This window comes from Streptomyces sp. NPDC048277 (genome assembly GCF_040652235.1).
In the GTDB taxonomy this organism is placed as follows: domain Bacteria; phylum Actinomycetota; class Actinomycetes; order Streptomycetales; family Streptomycetaceae; genus Streptomyces.
Genome location: NZ_JBEZLQ010000002.1, coordinates 47113 through 63406 on the forward strand (window position 1 = coordinate 47113; position 16294 = coordinate 63406).

Annotated in this window: 9 protein-coding genes; 5 read left to right on the top strand and 4 right to left on the bottom strand. The window is 69.0% G+C overall.

Annotated features, from left to right (window positions below; translation table 11 throughout):
- Positions 1-70 precede the first annotated feature (70 nt).
- The gene (locus AB0D85_RS04940) at positions 71-1294 is read left to right on the top strand and encodes an MFS transporter (RefSeq protein WP_362313682.1); all 1224 of its coding nucleotides are present in this window, start codon (positions 71-73) and stop codon (positions 1292-1294) included.
- Positions 1295-1366: 72 nt separating this feature from the next.
- Here AB0D85_RS04940 and AB0D85_RS04945 read toward each other — a convergent pair whose 3' ends face one another.
- From AB0D85_RS04945 to AB0D85_RS04955, 3 genes are all read right to left on the bottom strand, one after another.
- Entirely contained in the window at positions 1367-3280 is a 1914-nt protein-coding gene (locus AB0D85_RS04945; RefSeq protein WP_362315157.1) for a S53 family peptidase, read from the bottom strand.
- A 344-nt stretch (positions 3281-3624) separates the two neighbouring features.
- Positions 3625-4257, bottom strand: coding sequence for a DUF305 domain-containing protein (locus AB0D85_RS04950; protein ID WP_362313685.1), 633 nt, complete (start codon positions 4255-4257; stop codon positions 3625-3627).
- 11 nt (positions 4258-4268) lie between these two features.
- On the bottom strand, positions 4269-4943 hold the full coding sequence (locus AB0D85_RS04955) for a DUF3105 domain-containing protein (protein ID WP_362313688.1): 675 nt from the start codon (positions 4941-4943) through the stop codon (positions 4269-4271).
- A 169-nt stretch (positions 4944-5112) separates the two neighbouring features.
- Between AB0D85_RS04955 and AB0D85_RS04960 the strand changes: the two genes are divergently transcribed.
- On the top strand, positions 5113-5568 hold the full coding sequence (locus AB0D85_RS04960; RefSeq protein WP_362313691.1) for an Rrf2 family transcriptional regulator: 456 nt from the start codon (positions 5113-5115) through the stop codon (positions 5566-5568).
- Positions 5569-5689: 121 nt separating this feature from the next.
- Here the strand turns inward: AB0D85_RS04960 and AB0D85_RS04965 are convergent, their stop codons facing one another.
- The gene (locus AB0D85_RS04965; RefSeq protein WP_362313694.1) at positions 5690-6886 is read right to left on the bottom strand and encodes a globin domain-containing protein; all 1197 of its coding nucleotides are present in this window, start codon (positions 6884-6886) and stop codon (positions 5690-5692) included.
- 330 nt (positions 6887-7216) lie between these two features.
- Between AB0D85_RS04965 and glnA the strand changes: the two genes are divergently transcribed.
- The 3 genes from glnA (at position 7217) to AB0D85_RS04980 (ending at position 16265) form a co-directional block, all read left to right on the top strand.
- A complete protein-coding gene (glnA, locus tag AB0D85_RS04970) occupies positions 7217-8578 on the top strand; it encodes a type I glutamate--ammonia ligase (protein ID WP_362313697.1) in 1362 nt (453 codons plus the stop codon).
- A gap of 275 nt (positions 8579-8853) precedes the next feature.
- A complete protein-coding gene (gene drmD, locus AB0D85_RS04975; protein ID WP_362315159.1) occupies positions 8854-12141 on the top strand; it encodes a DISARM system SNF2-like helicase DrmD in 3288 nt (1095 codons plus the stop codon).
- Positions 12141-16265, top strand: coding sequence for a DNA methyltransferase (locus tag AB0D85_RS04980; protein WP_362313700.1), 4125 nt, complete (start codon positions 12141-12143; stop codon positions 16263-16265). Before drmD ends, AB0D85_RS04980 begins: the two co-directional genes overlap by 1 nt.
- Positions 16266-16294: the final 29 nt, after the last annotated feature.

A 16294-nucleotide genomic window follows, 5' to 3' on the forward strand; every position in this document is an offset into this window, starting at 1 on the left:
CTGGGACACTTTGTTCCGTAGCTGAACTTAGAACGCACGGAACCCTGCTCCCCGAAAGGCAAAGCCCTTCATGCCCCTGGCCCTGCTCGCACTGGCCGTCGGCGCTTTTGGTCTCGGCACCACCGAATTCGTGATGATGGGGCTGCTGCCCGACGTCGCCGACGACCTGCACATCTCGATCCCCGCCGCCGGCCACCTGGTCTCGGCGTACGCGCTGGGCGTCGTCATCGGCGCCCCGCTGCTGGCCGCGCTCACCGCGCGCATGCCCCGCCGCACGGTCCTCGTCTCCCTGATGGCCCTGTTCGTCGCGGGCAACGCGCTCTCGGCCCTGGCCCCCGGCTACGACTCCCTCCTGGCCGCCCGCTTCCTGAGCGGCCTCCCGCACGGCGCGTTCTTCGGCGTGGGCGCGGTCGTCGCCACCAACCTGGTGGCGCCGGAGCGCAAGGCCCGCTCCGTCTCCCTGATGTTCATGGGCCTGACCATCGCCAACATCGCGGGCGTTCCCGTGGCCACGCTCATGGGCCAGCACCTCGGCTGGCGGGCGACCTTCCTCGGCGTCAGCCTGATCGGCGTGGCGGCCATGGCCGCGGTGTTCCTCCTCATCCGCCCCGCGCACACCCCCGCCCCCACGACCGGCCTGCGCGGCGAACTCACCGCGCTGCGCTCCCTCCCGGTCTGGCTGGCCCTTGCCACCACGGTGGTCGGCTTCGGCGCCCTCTTCTCCGCGTACAGCTACATCACACCGATGCTGACGCGGTCCGCCGGCTACGGGGAGGGGAACGTGACGCTCCTTCTCGCCCTGTTCGGCGTCGGCGCCACGATCGGCAACCTGGTCGGCGGCCGCCTCGCCGACCACGCGATGCGCGGCACGCTCTTCGGCGGCCTGGCGTCGATGGTCGCGGTCCTGCTCCTGTTCCCGGTCCTGATGCGAGCGGAGTGGAGCGCGGCTGTCGCGGTTGTGCTGCTGGGAGTGGCCGCGTTCATCACCGGCTCCCCCCTCCAGCTGATGGTCATGGAGCGGGCCGCCGCGGGCCCCTCCCTGGCCTCCTCCGCCAACCAGGCGGCCTTCAACCTCGCCAACGCGGGCGGCGCCTGGATCGGCGGCGTGGCCCTCGCGGCGGGCTTCGGCGTCACCTCCCCGGCACTGGCCGGCGCGGCCCTCGCGATCCTCGGCCTGGGCGTCGCGAGCGTGGCGTTCGCGGTGGACCGGCGCCGGGCGGTGCCGGTGCCGGTCCGCGAGCGGGTCATCGCCTCGCACGTCCCGGAGACCGCGGAGCCCCTGCACTCCGCCTGACCGCAACGCGAAGGGGCGTGAGGTCGCTCGGACCTCACGCCCCTCCGTTCAGCGGATCAGCGGTTCAGCGCGTCAGCGCTTGTTGCCGCGGTACGACTCCAGGTAGCCGCCCGCCGGCGTGCCCACGCCGGTGACGTCGTCGTAGCCCTTCACCGCGGACAGGGAGCTGTCCTTGCCGAGGCTGCGGACCGAGGTCAGCAGGCCGTTGGTGGCGTCGTAGCCGTTGGCGAAGTCGACACGGGCCTCCGCGAGGCCGGAGCCCGTGGGGTTGTCCGTGACGTCGTGGTAGGCCTTCGTGCCGTACTTGGAGTAGATCAGCGGGTTGGCGAAGCCGATCGCCTTGCCGCCGCGCGCCTCCTGGGCCAGGGCCTGGACCGCGGCGATCACCGGCGCCGCCAGCGACGTGCCGCCGATGCGGTACTCGCTGTACGCCTCGGTGCCGTCCGCCTGGGTCTGGGTCTGGCCGACCTTGAAGCCCGTGTTGGGGTCGGCGATCGCCGAGATGTCCGGGACCACGCGGTTGCCGGAGGCGCTGTTGGCCTTGGCGAGCGAGTCCGGGACGACACCCTTCTGGTAGTACGGCTCGTTGACCGTCTTGCTGGTGCCGCCGCCCGCGCCCGAGGTGAACGCGCCGGGGAAGTTGGTCCAGCTCTTGCCGTCGGCCGACAGCGAGGCCTTCTCGGTGCCCCAGCCGGTCTCCCACAGGTACTTGTCGCCCTTGCCGACGGCCAGCGACGTACCGCCGACCGCGGTCACCCACGCCGAGTTGGCCGGGGTGTCGACCTGCTTCGTACCGGTGTTGGCGACCTCGTCACCGTTGTCGCCGGAGGAGAAGTAGAAGCCGATGCCCTGCACCGCGCCCAGCTGGAACACCTGGTCGTAGGCGGCGGCGACGTCCGGGGTCTCGTTGGCCTCGATGTCGCCCCAGGAGTTGGAGACGATGTCGGCCAGGTGGTTGTCGACGACCTTGCTGAGCGCGTCGAGGAGGTCGTTGTCCATGCAGGACGCGGCGCCCACGTAGGTGACGTCGGCGTCCGGCGCGACCGCGTGCACGGCCTCGACGTCCAGGGTCTCCTCGCCGTACCAGCCGGAGGCGTCGCACTCGTCGGCGCCGGTGTTGGTGTAGTTCGCGGGCAGCACCTGGTGCAGCTGGCTCGTCTTCCACGCGGCGTCGCCGTGCGCCTTGGCGTAGGTGCCGGCGTCGTAGGCGATGGTCGGCGAGGCGAACGCGTCGGTGATCGCGACGCGGACGTGCTTGCCGGTGTACTTGCCGGCGCCGTAGGCGGCGCGCAGCTGCTTTCCGGTGTAGCCCTCGATCGCGTACGGGATCTTCGTGCCGTACGCGTCCGGCAGCGTGGTCGCGATGTTCGAGCCGTAGTACGAGGAGAACGGCCCGGAGTTCTTGAACACGGTCGCCGGAGGCGGCAGCGTGTCGTCGTGGGTCGCCTTGTGCGGCGCGTTGTCCAGGCCGGTGACGGTCAGGACGGCGGCGCTGACGGAGGCCGGCACCGACGCGGTCTTCGCCGGGGCGTGGTACGTCTTGGAGCCCTTGGCGTAGTTGTGCAGCTGGGTGCCGAAGGCCTGCTCGACGGCGGACACGGCACCGGAGACGGCGATGTAGTGCGAGGTGACCTCGGTGACCGTCAGGCCGGACGCGGTCAGCCAGGACCTGACGGCCTTCACCTGGGCCTTGGTGGCACCGAAGCGGGCCTGCACCTGCTTGGCGTTCAGGTACTTGCCGTACAGCGGCGAGCTGGGGTCGGACACCGCCTTCGCGTAGGCCGCGAGGCCCTTGGCGTCCTGGCCGGCCAGGTAGACCCGGGCCTTGACCTGGGCGCTGTTCGAGGTGGCGCCCTTGTCCGCCTTGGCCGTGGCCCAGGCGGGCTTGGTGCCCGCCAGGGCGTCACGGGCCGGGTTGTCCGCGGCGTGCGCCGCGGGTATGCCGAGCGCTAGCGCGCCGGCGATCATCGGCAGTGTCGCTGCCATGCTCACGCTGGCCCGCACCTTGGCACGGTTCGATCTCATACTGCCCCCTGCTATGCGGTTCGTCGCATGGAGTGGTCGGTCGTGCGTGATCACCGGGAGGCCGGCGGCGGAACGGCCCGTGAATCGATCACGCGGTGGACGTCACTCTTTCGGTGAACTGTTCATGCCAGGGGAATGAAAGTCCCAAGGAAGCACCAAGTGGGGGTTGCTTAGGGGTATTTGGCTGGTTATCGGCGGCGCATGGAACGTTACGACTTCATTGCGATTGCCGGTAAGCCCTTGCGGTGCCGTTAAGTCGACAAATCCCCCTGGGTGAAGGCGAGTTGGGCCGCCCGGCCCGGCGCTCAGTCGCGCGGCTTCGCGCCCCGCTCCTTCAGCATCTGCTTCATCGTCGTCAGCTCCGACTGCTGTGCGTCCACCATGCCCTGGGCGAGGTTCTTCTCCACCTCGACGGTGCACTTGGCCACACATCCCTCGGCCATGTGGATGCCGCCCTTGTGGTGGTCCGTCATCAGCTGCAGATAGAAGATCTCCGCCTGCTTGCCGTTCAGGGTCCCCAGCTTCTTCAGCTCCGTGTCGGTCGCCATGCCCGGCATCAGCGAACCGTCCCCGCGCTCGGGCATGTCGCCCATGCCCATCCAGGACATCGGCGGCTTCGCCGACACCTTCGGCAGGTCCCACAGATCCAGCCAGCCCAGCAGCATGCCGCGCTGGTTGGCCTGCGTCTGCGCGATGTCGTAGGCGAGCCGCCGTACGTCCGTGTTCGTCGTACGGTCGCGGACGATGTACGACATCTCCACGGCCTGCTGGTGGTGGACCGCCATGTCGCGCGCGAAGCCCGCGTCCGCACCCTCGGCGCTCGGGATGCTCAGGCCGCCGCTGCCACTGCCGTCCTCGGCGACCGCGTAGGTGATCGCGCCGGCCGCGACGAGCACCGCGGCCGTGGTTCCGGCGATCCAGCCGATGTGCTTCTTCACGTCAGATCACGTCACATCGTCCCGCCGGTGCACGAGGCACCCGGCTCCGGGGTCTGCTTGCCCTGCACATACGTCTCGAAGAACTTCGCGACCTTCGGGTCGTCGGCGCTCGTCACGCTCAGCTGGTGCCCCCACGCCGACAGCTCGATCGGGGAGGTCTGGTTCGTGTACGGGCTCATCAGCGAGTACGGCGTCTGCTTCACCTTCGCCGCCAGCTTGTCCACGTCGGACTTCGCCGCCTTGTCGGTGTACGTCACCCAGACCGCGCCGTGCTCGAGCGCGTGCACGGCGTTCTCGTCCTTCACGGCCTTGGTGTAGACGTTGCCGTTGCAGTTGAGCCACACCGGGTTGTGGTTGCCGCCGACCGGCGGGTGCATCGGGTAGCTCACCGTCCCCGTGACATGGGTGCGGGAGAGCTTGCCCGTCCAGGTCCGCACACCGTCGCTGCCGGTGGTGAAGTGCCCGGAGTCCCCGGAGCTGCCCTTCGCGTCGCTCGAACTGTCGCTCTTGTCCGACTGGGAGTTGACCAGCACCACACCGCCGACGATCAGACCGGCCACCACCACCGTGCTCGCGGCGATGGTGAGGATCCGGTTGCGGCGCTCGCGGGCCTGCTCCGCACGCCGCATCTGCTCTATGCGCGCCTTGCGCTCGGCGCTGGCGGCCTTGTTCTTCGCGGAACCCATGGGGCGTGTCCTTCTGGGGGAAAGGGACGTGGACGGTGGGGCTCGCTGATCGTAATGGGGGAGATGGGGTCAGTCGTAGGGCGGGCACAGGAAAGAGCTGGAAAGGCCTGCGAATCGACAGGAAAACGATAATTTGAATCAGGGATGCGCATTACCTACGCTGGCCGTCATGAGGCTGTTGCGCTCCACCGACCTGGCTCTGCGTCTCCTGATGCGGCTCGCCGTCGCGGGCGGGTCCACCCCGACGACCCGCGAGGTCGCGGCGGACATGGACGTGCCGTACACGCACGCCGCGAAGGTGGTGGCCGAACTGCAGCACCTGGGGCTGGTCGACGCGAGGCGCGGCCGCGGCGGCGGGCTCGCGCTGACCGAGAAGGGGCGTACGGCCTCGGTGGGCGCGCTGGTCCGGAGGTTCGAGGGCGACGGCGACGTCGTCGACTGCGACGGTACGGCAACCAACGTCACCCCCTGTCCGCTCAACTCCGCGTGCCGGCTGCGCGGGGCGCTGCGCCGGGCCCAGGAGGCGTTCTTCGCTGCGCTGGACCCGGTGACGGTGGCGGACATGGTGGCGGAGCCTACGGGGCCGTTGCTGCTCGGTATTTCCAGGCGGCCGGGGTTGGTCTAGCGCCCATGGGGGTGCCGCGGTCTGCCGTCTGGCGGGTGCGGCGCCGTGGGGGCTGGTCGCGCCCACGCGGCGGTAGCCGCATATCAGACACAGCCCCGCGCCCCTGGCGGGGCGCTGAAGCTCAGGCCGCTGCCAGCCACAGGTCCGGGCCGAACACCTCGTAGTGGATGTCGGCCGGGGCCACGCCCTTGTCGATCAGCTGGGTGCGGACCGCGCGCATGAAGGGGAGCGGGCCGCACAGGTACGCGCGCGTGCCGGGCGTGACCTCGATGCCGGTGAGATCCACCAGGCCGGTGCGGGTGCCGGGCTCGGCGTCGCGCTCGTAGAAGAGGTGGACGGCGGCGTCCGGGAGCTTCGCGGTGTAGGTGTCGTGGTCCGCGCGCAGGGCGTGGTCCGCGGGGGAGCGGTCGCCGTGCAGGACCGTCACCGGGGCCTCGTGACCGTCGGCCGCGAGCGCGGCCAGCATCGCGACCATGGGGGTCACGCCGATGCCGGCGGAGGCGAGCAGGAGAGGGCGGTCGTCGCTGTCCTCGATGACGAGGTCGCCGTACGGCTCGGACAGCTCCAGGACGTCACCTTCGCGCACGCGCGCGTGGAGGTGGTGGGAGACCTCGCCGTCCGGCGTCGTGCCGTCGGGGCCGCCGGGCACCCGCTTGACGCTGAACTGGCGGACCGACTCGCCCGGCGCTCCGGAGAGGCTGTACTGGCGTATCTGGCGGGCGCCGTCGGGGAGCGTGACGCCCACGGAGACGTACTGGCCGGCGCGGAAGCCGCGCACCGCCGCCCCGCCGTCCACCGGCCGCACCCGGAAGGTCACGACGTCGGCGGTCTCCACGATCCGCTCGACGACCTCCCAGGGCCGCAGACCGGGCTCGCCGCTCTCCTCGTACAGCCGCTTCTCGATCGCGATGAGCGCGTTCGCCATCAGCCAGTAGACCTCGTCCCAGGCCGCCGCGACCTCGGGGGTGACCGCCTCGCCGAGCACCTCGACGATGGCGGCGAAGAGGTGCTCGTGGACGACGTCGTACTGCTCGGGGGCGACCCCGAGGGAGGCGTGCTTGTGGGCGATACGCCCGAGCATCGCGTCGGGCCGCTGGTCCGGGTGGTCCAGCAGGCGCGCGGCGAACGCGGCGATGGAGCCGGCGAGGGCCTGCCGCTGGGTGCCGGCGGCCTGGTTGGCGCGGTTGAAGAGGTTCTGCAGCAGCTCGGGGTGGGCGGCGAAGAGCCGGGCGTAGAAACGCTCGGTGATCTCGCCGATGGCCGCGCCGACGGCGGGGAGGCTGGCGCGGACGGTGACTGCGGACGACTCGGACAGCATCGGGGCTCCTTGTGGCTCGACCGAACGGCTCGGCTGATGTCCACGCTATTAAAACTTGCATCTGAGATTCAAATTTAAGAGCCGTGGTGTCGGTCACCCCGGAACCGGATCGGCCATTACGGATGTCGGCGCGAGCAGGCAAGATGGGCGCAAGATGGGCGGTAGGGAAGTACACCTGCCGTATGGGAGCCGTTCAGGCCGAGGACGCCGGTGCGATCAAGGTCCGCAACGCGCATGAAATGCTGTTGTGGTGTGATGCTCAGGTGCCCGACCGCCTTCCTGTGGGACCAGGAGCAGGCGGCCTGACCAGCAAGGATGGGGAAGCGGAAGATGGACAAGCAGCAGGAGTTCGTGCTCCGGACCTTGGAGGAGCGCGACATCCGGTTCGTACGCCTGTGGTTCACGGACGTGCTGGGCTTCCTCAAGTCCGTCGCCGTGGCCCCGGCGGAGCTGGAACAGGCCTTCGACGAGGGCATCGGCTTCGACGGCTCCGCGATCGAGGGCTTCGCCCGGGTCTACGAGTCCGACATGATCGCCAAGCCGGACCCGTCCACGTTCCAGGTGCTGCCGTGGCGCGCCGAGGCCCCCGGCACGGCCCGGATGTTCTGCGACATCCTGATGCCGGACGGCTCCCCGTCCTTCGCGGACCCGCGCTACGTGCTGAAGCGTGCCCTGGCCCGCACCTCGGACCTGGGCTTCACCTTCTACACCCACCCGGAGATCGAGTTCTTCCTCCTGAAGGACCGCCCGCTGGACGGCTCACGCCCCACCCCCGCCGACAACTCGGGCTACTTCGACCACACCCCGCAGAACATCGGCATGGACTTCCGCCGCCAGGCGATCACCATGCTGGAGTCGATGGGCATCTCGGTCGAGTTCTCGCACCACGAGGGCGCGCCGGGCCAGCAGGAGATCGACCTGCGCTACGCGGACGCGCTCTCCACGGCCGACAACATCATGACGTTCCGGCTGGTCATGAAGCAGGTGGCGCTGGAGCAGGGCGTGCAGGCGACGTTCATGCCCAAGCCGTTCTCCGAGCACCCCGGCTCGGGCATGCACACGCACCTGTCCCTCTTCGAGGGCGACCGCAACGCGTTCTACGAGTCGGGCGCGGAGTTCCAGCTCTCCAAGGTCGGCCGCTCCTTCATCGCGGGCCTGCTGAAGCACGCCGCCGAGATCTCCGCGGTCACCAACCAGTGGGTGAACTCCTACAAGCGCATCTGGGGCGGCTCCGAGCGCACGGCGGGCGCCGGCGGCGAGGCCCCCTCGTACATCTGCTGGGGCCACAACAACCGCAGCGCGCTGGTCCGCGTCCCGATGTACAAGCCCGGCAAGACGGGCTCGGCGCGCGTCGAGGTCCGCTCCATCGACTCGGGCGCGAACCCGTACCTGGCCTACGCCCTCCTCCTCGCCTCCGGCCTCAAGGGCATCGAAGAGGGCTACGAACTCCCCCCGGGCGCCGAGGACGACGTCTGGGCCCTCTCCGACGCGGAACGCCGCGCGATGGGCATCGAACCCCTCCCGCAGAACCTCGGCGAGGCCCTGACGCTGATGCAGCGCAGCGACCTGGTCGCCGAGACCCTGGGCGAGCACGTCTTCGACTTCTTCCTGCGCAACAAGAAGCAGGAGTGGGAGGAGTACCGCTCCGAGGTCACCGCGTTCGAGCTGCGCAAGAACCTGCCGGTGCTGTAGGCGCTTGGTCGGCGTCAGTCCTGCTCCGCTGTGATTGGGGTCCGTGGTCGTCGGCCGCGGGCCCCAATCACAGCTGGGTGATGTGCCGATCGTGCCCCACGCAACGATCGATCTCCTGTAGTCCGTGCGGTGGGCACAGAAGCTGTTTCCTACGCGGACCCGGGGTGGTTCTCCGGTCGTAAACTTGCCCCAGTTGTGCTGGGACGCGGGGCATTGTGTGCGCCGCGCGGTGAGACCGGGGTGTATTGGTGTCGGACGTGAGTGCGGGCACAGCAGTGGCGATCACATCCGGAGGCGGGGGCGATTCGCGGACCGGCTCTCCCGTCCCTGGTCATGGACAGCTCGTGACCGTGCGCAACCGCCGCTGGGTCGTCTCCGACGTGACCCGTTCCTCTGTGACCAGCGAGGACCCTGCCCGTTCCACCGGCGCTTCGGCCTCCCACCTCGTACGGCTGGTCTCCATTGAGGACGACGCCCGCGACGAGGAACTGCGCGTCATCTGGGAGCTGGAGCAGCAGGCGGTCGTCTACGACCAGCATGCGCTGCCGTCCCCGGTCGCCGGATACGACGAACCGACGCGCCTCGACGCCTTCCTCGACGCCGTCCGCTGGGGTGCGATCGCCTCGGCCGACCGCACCGCCCTCCAAGCCCCGTTCCGCTCCGGCATCGAGATCCAGGACTACCAGCTCGATCCTGTTGTACGCGCCCTGTCGATGCCGCGTACAAATCTCCTCATCGCCGACGACGTCGGTCTCGGCAAGACCATCGAGGCTGGTCTGGTCATGCAGGAGCTGATGCTCCGGCACCGGGCCCGCACCATGCTGATCGTCTGTCCCGCCGGTCTGACGCTCCAGTGGCGCGACGAGATGCGTGACAAGTTCGGCCTCGATTTCCGCATCGTAGACACCCGGATGCTCCGAGAGCTGCGCCGGGCCCGGGGCCTCTACACCAATCCGTGGACGCACTACCCGCGACTGATCGTTTCCGTCGACTGGCTCAAGCGTGAGCGCCCCATGCGGATGCTGCGCGAGATCCTGCCTCCGATCCCCGAGTATCCGCGCGCCTTCGACCTGCTGGTCGTCGACGAGGTCCACACCTGTGCCCCCTCAGGCACCGGCAAGTACGCGGTGGACTCACGACGCACCACAGCGATCCGCGCTCTTGCCCCGCACTGCGAACACCGTCTCTTCCTCTCCGCGACCCCGCACAACGGCTACCTGGAGTCGTTCACGGCGCTCCTCGAACTCCTCGACGACCACCGCTTCGCCCGCGGAGTACGCCCCTCCCAGGAGCAGCTCAAGCGGGTCATGGTGCGTCGGCTGAAATCCGAGCTGCCGCCGGGCTGGGACGGCAAGCCCCGTTTCCCGCGCCGCGTGCCACACGCCCTTGAGGTGTCGTACGGGAGGGAGACGCGCGATGCGTACGCGAAGCTCGCCGCCTACGCCCGCTCCCGCCGAGAGGGCGGGGACGGCGCCGCCGACCGCACAGCCGCGGACTTCGTCACGACGCTGTTGAAGAAGCGATTCCTGTCCTCGCCGAAAGCGTTCGCCGAGACCATCGCCGTCCACCTGGAGACGATGCGCAAGGGACCGGCGAGGCAGGGGCCGGAGCGTGGCATGGACGCGGCCGTGCGCAAGGCGGGCGAGAAGGTTCTGAAACCCCTGATCGCGCGCGTGGACGAGACCGCCGAGAGCGACGAGGAGCACGCCGAGGCGGCGACCGAGGCGCTGACCGCCGTCCGCGACATCACCCGATCGCTCACCACCGAGGAGGAGTCCCTTCTCGGCGAGCTCAAGACGTGGTCGCAGCTGGCGAAGGACCGTCCGGACGCCAAGTTCGAGGCCTTCCGTGCCTGGCTCGACCCCGTCGTCTGCCCCGGCCCCGAAGGGCCGAAGGGTGAGTGGGGGCGGGAGCGCGTCATCGTTTTCACCGAGTACCGCGACACCCAGCGCTGGCTCTTCGACCGTCTCGTCCGGGCCGGCTACCCCGCCGACCGTATCGCCCAGCTCTACGGCGGCCAGGACGAGAAGGAGCGCGAGCACATCAAGACGGTCTTCCAGGAGGACCCGGCGCTCGCCCCTGTCCGCATTCTGCTGGCCACCGACGCGGCCAGCGAGGGCATCAACCTCCAAGCGCACTGCCACCGCCTGCTCCACTGGGAGATCCCGTGGAACCCCAACCGCCTGGAACAGCGCAACGGCCGCGTCGACCGGCACGGCCAGAAAGCCGACCAAGTCGACGTCTTCCACTTCGTCCCCGAAGGCTGGCGCGAGGCCCCCGCAGGCCGCGACCCCGAGTCCGCCCACGCCGACGGCACCCTTGAGGACGAGCTCCACTTCCTCGCCGTCGCCGCACGCAAGACAGAGAACATCCGCGAGGACCTCGGCAGCGCGGGCGAGGTGATCGCCGCGCAGGTCGAGCAGAAGATGCTGGGCCGCCGCTCCGACTGGACCACCGCCGACGCGGAGATCCGCAAGCGGGCAGGCAAGGCCGTCCTCAAGGTCGAGCGCGACCTCGCCCGCGACCTTGAGAAACTCGTGGCCGAGCTGTCCGGCAGCCGCGAGGCCCTCGGCCTCGGCCCGGACACGCTCGAACGCGTCGTCCGTACGGGACTCCAGCTCGCCCACCGCAAGGATCTGACGGAGGTCCCCGACCCGGACCCGCAGCGCACCGAGGGCCGCCGCGCCCGCTGCTTCCGCCTGCCGGAGCTCCCCGGTGCCTGGGCCCACGCCCGCAACGAGGGCCTGCGGCACCCGTTGACGCGCGCTGAGCGCCCGGTCGTCTTCGACCCCGACGAGGCCGCGGGTCGCACCGACGTCGTCCTGCTCCACCTCGGTCATCGCCTCGTCCAGATGTGCCTGCGCCTGCTGCGCGCCGAACTCTGGTCCGGCGGCACGGGGGCCGAGCCCGACCGTACGGCCGCCAAGCTGACCCGCGTCACTGCGAAGACCGTCCCCGGCGATCTGCTGCGCACACCCGCCGTGGTCGCACACGGCCGGGTCGTCATCTCCGGCAGCGGTGGCGCCCGCCTCCACGAGGAGATCATCATCGCCGGCGGCCTCATCACCGAGGGCCGCCTGGAGACCGCCCGCCAGGACGAACTCGAAACCTGGCTGGCCGCCGCCCACGACGACCTCCCGGCCCCCGCGCTCCTCGACCGTCTCACCCAACTGTGGCCGGACCTCGACGAGCGCCTCGCCCGCGCCCTGCGGGCCCGCGCGAACACCCGTTTCCGCAGCTTGGAGACGCTGCTCGCCAAGCGCTGCGAGGAAGAGGTCGACGGCATCACCAAGGTCCTCGCCGAACTGGAACGGTCCATCCGGGAACGCCTCGGCGACGCCGCGCACTGGCAGCAGGGCAACCTCTTCGAGATCGACGACGAGCGGCAGCAACTGCGCGCCGACCACGAGGCCCTCCAGGAGCGCCTGGCCGACATCCCCGACCTCGTCGCGTCCGAGACCGCCGCCCTGCGGGCCCGCTGGTCCGACCCCACCCCCCGCTGGTTCCCCGTGTCGGTCACCTTCCTCGTCCCGTCCGCCCTCGCTCGTGGAGACCACCGCTGATGCCGCCCGCCGCCCGCAAGTTCCCGCCGAAGGCCGCACAGCAGACGCCTGCCCAGCAGCACGAGGAGTGGCTCCAACTCCTGCGCCCCGACGGCCCGTTCATCGCCCTGCCGGTCCTCACCGAGGTACTGCCCCAGGGACTGGACACCGTCGAGACCGAGCAGCGTGCCCGTATCCGCCAGGCCTGGGCGGAGGTCCAGGAGGACCCCGCCCTCCTCGGCCCCGCCTGGCAGCAACTGATCACCGGCGAACTCCTCGGCTGGACGCCCGGCCTGCGTGAGGGCGCCGCGATCCCGGAGGCGCTCCGGGCTGGCGAGAACACCCCTGACGCGGTGCTTCTCGGCCCTGGAGGTCCCGACGGCCCACAGCCACGCGTCCTTCTTTATCGCGCCGACTGGGGCGAGCCGATCACCCGGGCCCGCAAGAACAGCCCCGCGCTCACCGCCCGCGCGGCCGACCTGTGCCGCTGGCGCGGGGTACCGCTCGCCCTGGTCACCAACGGCCGTGAGTGGGCGCTGGTCCACGCGCGCCCCAAGGAGGCCGAGACCGTCGCCGTCTTCGACGCCGACCTGTGGCTCGAAGAACCCCTCCTCCTAAGGTCGTTCGCGACCCTCCTGCACGCCCGCCGGGCCGCGCTCCCGCCCCTCGACAAGGAGGGCAAGGACACCACCAGCCTCGCCGCGCTCTTCGCCCGCACGGCGAACCGGCAGTCCGAGGTCACCGACACCCTCGGCCGTCAGGTCCGCGACGCCGTCGCCCTGCTCGTAGCCGAGGTGTCCCGCCTCGACCGCGAGTCGGGCGGCGAACTCCTGGGCGCCGTACCGGAGAAGAGCGTGTACGAGGCCGCGCTGACGGTGATGATGCGCCTGGTCTTCCTCCTCTACGCCGAGGAACAGCGGCTGTTGCCCGCCGAGGACTCCCTCTACTCGGACTCGTACGCCGTCTCCCCCATGCACGATCTGCTGCAGACCGACCAGTCCCTGCACGGCGGCGAGATCGGTGACCGCCGCAAGGCCGCGTGGCCGCGCCTGCTCGCGGTCTTCGCCGCGCTGCACGCCGGCTCCACCCATCCCGACCTGTGGATCCCGGCGTACGGCGGCTCCCTGTTCGACCCGGCCCGCTTCCCGTGGCTCGCCGACGCGAAGGTCACCGACCGGGTGGTGTACGAGATCCTCGACGCGCTCCTCACCCTGCGCCGCCCCGGGAAGGGGCGCGAGGCACTGTCGTACAAGGGCCTCGACGTCGAGCAGATCGGCCACGTCTACGAAGGTCTGCTGGAGTACGGATGCGTACGCGCCGACCGGCCGTACGTAGGCCTCACTGGCAAATACGAGGCCGTCTTGCCGCTGCCGAGCCTGGAGGCGTGGCGGGAGGAGGGCGCCGGGGTCCTGGAGCGGGAGCTGAAGGAAGCGAGCGGCGCGACTCCGAAGCAGATCCAGAAGGCGCTGGCCACTGAGCCCGACCTCGCCGCGATGGCGGACCTGGACGCGGCCTGCGACAACGACGAGGCGCTGGCGCAGCGGGTCGCGCCGTTCTTCGGTCTCGTACGGTCGGATCTGCGCGGGCAGCCGATGGTGTTCCCCGCCGGTTCGGTCGTCATGGTCCGCTCCGGTGACCGTCGCAACACCGGCACGCACTACACGCCGAAGAACCTGGCGGAGGAGGTCGTCGAGCACACGCTTGCGCCGCTGTGCTACTCGCCGGGGCCTGCGGAGGGTGTGCCGGCGGACGGGGTGTGGCGTGCCAAGTCGGCTGACGAGCTGCTGAAGTTGAAGGTACTCGACCCCGCGATGGGGTCGGGGGCGTTCCTGGTTTCCGCGTGCCGTTATCTCGCGGACCGGGTGGTCGAAGCGTGGGAGCGGGACGGGCTTCCGGATGACGTGCGGAAGTATGTCGCCGACGACGACCATGACGAACTGCTCCGTGTGGCGCGGCGGTTGGTGGCCGACCGGTGTCTGTACGGCGTCGACCGGGATGCCATGGCCGTCGAACTGGCGAAGCTCTCTCTGTGGCTCGTGACGCTGGCGAAGGGGCGGCCCTTCTCGTTCCTCGACCATGCGCTGCGGTGCGGGGACTCGCTGGTAGGGACCATCGACATCGAGCAGATCAAGGCGTTCAGCCTTGATTCCGAGGCGCGGCAGATCTCGGACGAGGTGGGGCGGGCGCTCGACGTGACGGAGACGCTGCTGTCGCGCGCCGCCGAACTGCGGCGCGAGATCGAGGCGATGCCGGTGCTCGACATTCGCGACGCGCGGGCCAAGGCGGACAAGCTGAAGGAGGCCGAGTCGTTGGCCGAGCGTCTTCGGCTGGCTGCTGACGCGGTGGTGGGGGCGGCGCTTGCGGCCGAGGGTATCGATGACGCCGAGGCCGAAGATCTGAGCGGCGAGCGGAATGTCGGGGGCAACCGGGCTTCCTTCCGGGCGGGGAAGGAGGACGCGAAGGCCACGGCTTACGAGAATCGGCTGGCGGGGGTTGCGGGGCTGGTGGCGCGGGCCCTGGAGGAGGACGGCGATGTGGTCGGCTCTTCGACGGCCGGGGTCGAGGCTCGGGCGATTGTCGATGGGTGGCTGAAGGGGGAGCGGGCTGCTGCGGTGCGGCCGTTGCATTGGCCGTTGGAGTTTCCGGAGATTATGGGGGTGGGGGGAGCGGTTGGGTTTGATGTTGTGGTGGGGAATCCGCCGTTCAGTGGGGGCAAGAAGCTGACGACCTACCTTGGCAACGACTATCGAGAGTATCTAGTCAATCGGATCGGTAGCGGAGTGCGAGGTAACGCTGACCTCTGTTCGTACTTCCTGCTCAGAAATCTGAGTCTTGCCCCCGGGAAACGCACGGGCATCATCGCTACGAATTCGATTGCCCAGAATCAGACTCGGGAGGTAGGGCTTGATCAAGCGACGGATGCTGGCTGGACTGTTTATCGTGCCATCAAATCTCAACCTTGGCCGGGCACGGCAGCGCTTGAGGTTTCACTGCTGTGGTTGGGGCGTACGGATGGGCGTGAAATCCTAACTTTGGATGGACGTGATGTTCATGGCATCACGTCAGCGCTGGACCCTGTGTCCAGGGTAAGTGGCAGGCCGCACACGCTGGCTGCAAATATCGCACAATCATTCCAAGGGGTAATTGTGCTCGGAAAGGGGTTCGTTCTCGGGTCGGAGGAGGCTGAAGCGCTGATCGAGAGGGACCCGAGAAATGCAGATGCATTGTTCCCTTATCTCAATGGTGAGGATCTGAATTCGCGACATGATTTCTCTGCAGGTCGCTGGGTAATTGATTTCCATGACTGGTCTGAGGGGCGTGCGCGTGAATACCCGGATCTGTTTGCGATCGTAGAGCGAGAGGTGAAGCCAGCCCGCGAAAAGGCTGCGAATGGAAAGGAAAAGAGCCTTAGGTGGTGGCAGCATTGGAGGCGTCGTCCCGAGATGCTTGAGGCGATCAAGGGGTTGGAGCGTGTGGTTGCGATTGCCCGGGTTAGCAGCACCGTTGCACCCGCTTTGGTGTCTGCCAAGCAGGTTTTGAACGAGAAGTTGGTCGTGTTCGCCTCCGACAGGCCGGCGAAATTGGCTCTTCTGAGTTCGACTATTCATGTCCTGTGGGCTTGGAAGTACTCATCGACGCTGAAGGCTGACTTGCAGTACACGCCGTCTGGTTGCTTCGAGACGTTTCCGCAACCAGAACTCAATGATGCCTTGGAAGAAGTCGGAGTCCGTCTGGAGCGCGTGCGCCGTGATGCGATGACCGCACGAGAAGTCGGTCTCACCAAGCTCTACAGCGAGGTGCACGATCCAAGTAAGCAGGTAGCCGATATTGCCCGCATCCGCGCGACCATCGCCGAAGTCGATCAAGCGGTCGCCGAAGCGTACGGCTGGACAGACCTCGACCTCGGCCACGGCTTCCACGAGACCCGGCAAGGCACTCGTTACACCATCCTGCCCGCCGTTCAGACTGAAATCCTGGACCGGCTGCTGGAGTTGAACAACGCCCGCTATGCCGAGGAAGTCAAGGCTGGGCTGCACACCCCCAAGGCCAAGAAGGCGGCGTCCCCGGCGGGCAAGAAGCGGCAGGCCGAAGCCGAAGACACCTTCCAGGACGGGCTGTTCGCGCAACCCGATGCCTTGTTCTGACCGGCTTGTGGCTCGCGACCAGCACTTGG

What these genes read in the sequence shown, in the direction of transcription:
- glnA (WP_362313697.1), top strand. Translation starts at nt 7,217, where the DNA reads ATGGACAAGCAGCAGGAGTTCGTGCTCCGGACCTTGGAGGAGCGCGAC.
- AB0D85_RS04940 (WP_362313682.1), top strand. Translation starts at nt 71, where the DNA reads ATGCCCCTGGCCCTGCTCGCACTGGCCGTCGGCGCTTTTGGTCTCGGC.
- AB0D85_RS04960 (WP_362313691.1), top strand. Translation starts at nt 5,113, where the DNA reads ATGAGGCTGTTGCGCTCCACCGACCTGGCTCTGCGTCTCCTGATGCGG.
- AB0D85_RS04965 (WP_362313694.1), bottom strand. Translation starts at nt 6,886, where the DNA reads ATGCTGTCCGAGTCGTCCGCAGTCACCGTCCGCGCCAGCCTCCCCGCC.
- AB0D85_RS04945 (WP_362315157.1), bottom strand. Translation starts at nt 3,280, where the DNA reads ATGGCAGCGACACTGCCGATGATCGCCGGCGCGCTAGCGCTCGGCATA.
- AB0D85_RS04955 (WP_362313688.1), bottom strand. Translation starts at nt 4,943, where the DNA reads ATGGGTTCCGCGAAGAACAAGGCCGCCAGCGCCGAGCGCAAGGCGCGC.
- AB0D85_RS04980 (WP_362313700.1), top strand. Translation starts at nt 12,141, where the DNA reads ATGCCGCCCGCCGCCCGCAAGTTCCCGCCGAAGGCCGCACAGCAGACG.